This window comes from Roseomonas sp. GC11, assembly GCF_024437745.1.
In the GTDB taxonomy this organism is placed as follows: Bacteria; Pseudomonadota; Alphaproteobacteria; order Acetobacterales; family Acetobacteraceae; genus Pseudoroseomonas.
In genome coordinates, this window is the sequence record NZ_JANFNY010000136.1 from 3,937 (window position 1) to 7,832 (window position 3,896).

The following is a 3,896-nucleotide window of genomic DNA, read 5'->3' on the forward strand; positions in this document are numbered from 1 at the left end:
ACCCCCCCCCCCCCCCCCCCCCCCCCCCCCGCCCCGCCCCCCCCCCCCCCCCCCCCCCCCCCCCCCGGCCCCCCCCCCCCCCCCCCCCCCCCCCCCCCCCCCCCCCCCCCCCCCCCCCCCCCCCCCCCCCCCCCCCCCGCTTCCCTCTCCCCCCCTGTTCGACCCGCCCCCGAAATTGCGATAAGCAGAGGCCCCGGCAACGGGGCCTTTTTCGTGTCTGGCCAGGAGAAACCAGGATGACAGAGCGCTGGCTGGAACCCATTGGCCTGCTGCATGGTCCTGCCGCGCTGCACGCCCTGCGCGATGGCCTCGCCCTGCCCCTGGCGGGTGGCCCGGCGGCCTTCCCCCTGGTCCGCATGATCGAATCCGGCCAGGACCTCGGCATCCTCCCTGCCCATGCCCTGCCTGAGGGCTGGGAGACGGAACTCTCCCTCCTGACCCGCCGCCCCCTGCCTTTCGCGGGCCTGCCCGGCGACCGCCCGCTGGTGATGGGTATCCTGAACACCACCCCCGACAGTTTTTCCAATGGCGGCCAGCATCTCGACCCGGCGGCGGCCATTGCCGCCGGCCATGCCATGCTGGAGGCCGGCGCCGACATCCTGGACATTGGCGGCGAGAGCACCCGCCCCGGCGCCGACCCGGTGACGCCGGAGGAGGAGATCGCCCGCATCCGCCCCGTGGTGCGGGAACTGGCCAAGGCGGCGGTGGTCAGCATCGATACGCGCCATGCCGCAACGATGCAGGTAGCACTGGACGAAGGCGCAGAAATCGTTAATGACGTCACCGCGCTGCGGCAGGATGCCCGCTCCGTGCGGGTCGTGCAGGAGGCACGGGCGCCGGTTGTGCTGATGCACATGCCGGTGCTGGACCCCAGGCGCATGCAGGCCGAGACGGCCTATGAGGATGTCGTGCTCGATGTCGCGCGCTTTCTGCGCCAGCGTGTCGAGACGGCGGAGGCGCTGGGCGTCCAGCGCGGCCGCATCGCCATCGATCCCGGGCTCGGCTTCGGCAAGACCGGCGTGCAGAATCTCCAGTTGCTGAACCGCCTGCCGCTGCTGGCGGGCATTGGCTGCCGCATCCTGGTCGGCGCCTCGCGCAAGCGTTTCATCGGCACGGTCACGGGGGTCGAGGTGGCGGCGCAGCGCGTGCCGGGCAGCCTGGCCGTGGCCATGGCCGCCGCCGCCGGAGGGGCCGCGATCCTGCGGGTGCATGATGTGGCGGAGACGGTGCAGGCCCTGCGCATGTGGCGCGCCTGCGCCGAGGCGAGCGCGCCCGAGGCGGCATGACGCCGGCTTGAGGGGGCTTTGCCCCCTCAAACTCCCCCAGCAGGGGGCAGGGCCCCCTGCACCCGCCATCAGGGGGGACTCACTGATGGGTTTCCAAAGGCCTCAGGCCTTTGGTGGCTGCAAGGCGCTGCCTTGCAGGTTTGAGAGGGGCGAAGCCCCTCTCAAGAGTGCCGGGTTTTTCTTCGCCGGCGCCGGCTTGGGGAAGGCGCTTGCCTGATTCGCGCGCAGGCGCCATTGCATCGGGCATGATGCGGCAGGTTCGGCGCCCCAGGGCGGTCCAGCAGGGTGTGGCGAGACAGGTGGATGGGATGAGCGAGGCGGTGCGGCGGCTGTTCGGCACGGATGGAATCCGCGGGGTGGCGAATCGCGCGCCGATGGATGCCTCCACCGCGCTGCGGCTGGGGCAGGCGGCGGGCCGCTTCTTCAACCGTGGCAGCCACCGCCACCGGGTGGTGATCGGCAAGGATACGCGTCTCTCCGGCTATATGCTGGAGCCGGCGCTGACGGCGGGCTTTGTCGGCGCGGGGATGGATGTGGTGCTGGTGGGGCCGCTGCCGACGCCGGCCATCGCCATGCTGACGCGCAGCCTGCGCGCCGATCTCGGCGTGATGATCTCGGCCAGCCACAATGCCTTCGAGGATAATGGCATCAAGCTCTTCGGCCCGGACGGGCTGAAGCTCTCCGATGCCGAGGAGGCGCAGATCGAGGCGCTGATGGCGGGGGACCTGTCGTCCCAGCTGGTCACCCCCGCCAAGCTCGGCCGCGCCAGCCGGCTGGAGGATGCGCCGGGCCGCTATATCGAGGCGGTGAAGGCCAGCTTCCCCAAGGGGCGCAGCCTGTCGGGCATGCGCATCGTGGTCGATTGCGCGCATGGCGCCGCCTACCGCGTGGCGCCCACCGTGCTGTGGGAGCTGGGGGCGGAGGTTGTGCCGCTCGGTGTCGCGCCGGATGGCTTCAACATCAACCGCGAATGTGGCTCCACCGCGCCGGCGCGCATGGCGGAGCTGGTGCGCGAGCGCCGCGCCGATCTCGGCCTGGCGCTGGATGGTGATGCGGACCGCCTGGTGCTGGCCGATGAGAAGGGCCAGATCATCGATGGCGACCAGATTCTGGCCGTGGTCGCCGCCAGCTGGGCGGCGCAGGGGCGGTTGCAGGGCGATTCCATCGTCGCGACGGTGATGTCGAATTTGGGCCTTGAACGGTTTCTTCACGCTCAGGGGTTGAAGCTGCACCGCACCAAAGTGGGGGACCGCTATGTGGCGGAGCGCATGCGCGAAACCGGCTGCAACCTGGGTGGCGAGCAGTCGGGGCACATGATTCTGAGTGATTTCGGCACCACCGGCGATGGGCTGGTGGCGGCGTTGCAGGTGTTGGCCGTGCTGGCCGAGGGCGGGCGCCCTGCCAGCGAGGTCTGCCGCCGCTTCACGCCGCTGCCGCAGCGCCTCGTCAATGTCCGCTATGCCGGCGTCAGCCCCCTGCAGGACGCCACCGTCAAGGCGGCCATCGCCGCCGCCAGTGCCCGCCTGGAAGGGCGGGGCCGTATCCTGATCCGTCCCAGCGGCACCGAGCCGGTGATCCGCGTGATGGCCGAGGCTGAGGAGGAGACCATCGTGGAGGAGACCGTGCAGGAACTGGCCGGGCTGATCCGCGCCCGCGCCGCCGCCGGCGCCGTCGCCGAGCACCCCGCCGCCGAGCAGGGGGAGGGAGGCTGATGCGCGGCCGCGTCCTCATCATCGCCGGCTCCGATTCCGGGGGCGGCGCCGGCATTCAGGCCGATATCAAGGCCTGCTCGGCGCTGGATGCCTATGCCGCCACGGCCATCACCGCCGTCACGGCGCAGGACACGATGGGCGTGCACGGCGTGCACCACATCCCGCCGGATTTCATCCGCCAGCAGATCCGCCTCGTGCTCCAGGATATCGGCGCCGATGCCATCAAGACCGGCATGCTGGCCGATACGCCCACCATCAACGCCGTCTGCGACGCCCTGGCCGAGCATGGCCGCGGCATCCCCCTGGTGGCGGACCCGGTGATGGTGGCCAAGGGCGGCCACGCCCTGCTCGACAAGCCTTCCGTCGAGACGCTGAAGCGCCGCCTGCTGCCCTTCGCCACCCTCCTCACCCCCAACATTCCGGAAGCCGAGGTGCTCTCCGGCATGAACATCTCCAATATCGAGGAGATGGAGGCGGCGGCGGAAATGATGCTCACCCTCGGCGTCCCGGCGGTGCTGCTGAAGGGGGGGCACCTGCCGGGCAACCGGCTGGTCGACCTGCTCGCCACCGAGGATGGCATCGAGTTCTTCGAGAGCGAGCGCGTCGAAAGCCGCCACACCCACGGCACCGGCTGTACCCTGGCCTCGGCCATTGCCTCCGGCCTCGCCCAGGGCCTCGGCCTGCGCGGCGCCGTGGTGCGTGCCCGCGCCTATGTCCATGAGGCGCTGCGCACCGCCCCCGGCATCGGCCGCGGCCATGGCCCGCTGAACCACTCCTTCACCGTCGATCCGGCGCGACTCGCAACCCTGGTATGACCCCGCCCCGGGGGGGGGGGGGGGGGGGGGGGGGGGGGGGGGGGGGGGGGGGGGGGGGGGGGGGGGGGGGGGGGGGGGGGGGG

Annotated in this window: 3 protein-coding genes; all 3 read left to right on the forward strand. The window is 71.9% G+C overall.

Going from position 1 to position 3,896, the window contains the following annotated elements:
• The first annotated feature begins 236 nt into the window (after nucleotides 1-236).
• Nucleotides 237-1,286: a dihydropteroate synthase gene (gene folP / locus NON00_RS23410; protein ID WP_256025205.1), complete on the forward strand. Its 1,050-nt coding sequence runs from the start codon at nucleotides 237-239 to the stop codon at nucleotides 1,284-1,286.
• Between the two features lie 308 nt (nucleotides 1,287-1,594).
• Nucleotides 1,595-2,998 carry a phosphoglucosamine mutase gene (gene glmM, locus NON00_RS23415; RefSeq protein WP_256025206.1) on the forward strand — a complete coding sequence of 468 codons (1,404 nt, stop codon included), beginning with the start codon at nucleotides 1,595-1,597 and terminating at the stop codon, nucleotides 2,996-2,998.
• A complete protein-coding gene (thiD, locus tag NON00_RS23420) occupies nucleotides 2,998-3,813 on the forward strand; it encodes a bifunctional hydroxymethylpyrimidine kinase/phosphomethylpyrimidine kinase (RefSeq protein ID WP_256025207.1) in 816 nt (271 codons plus the stop codon). Before glmM ends, thiD begins: the two co-directional genes overlap by 1 nt.
• The last annotated feature ends 83 nt before the right edge of the window (nucleotides 3,814-3,896 follow it).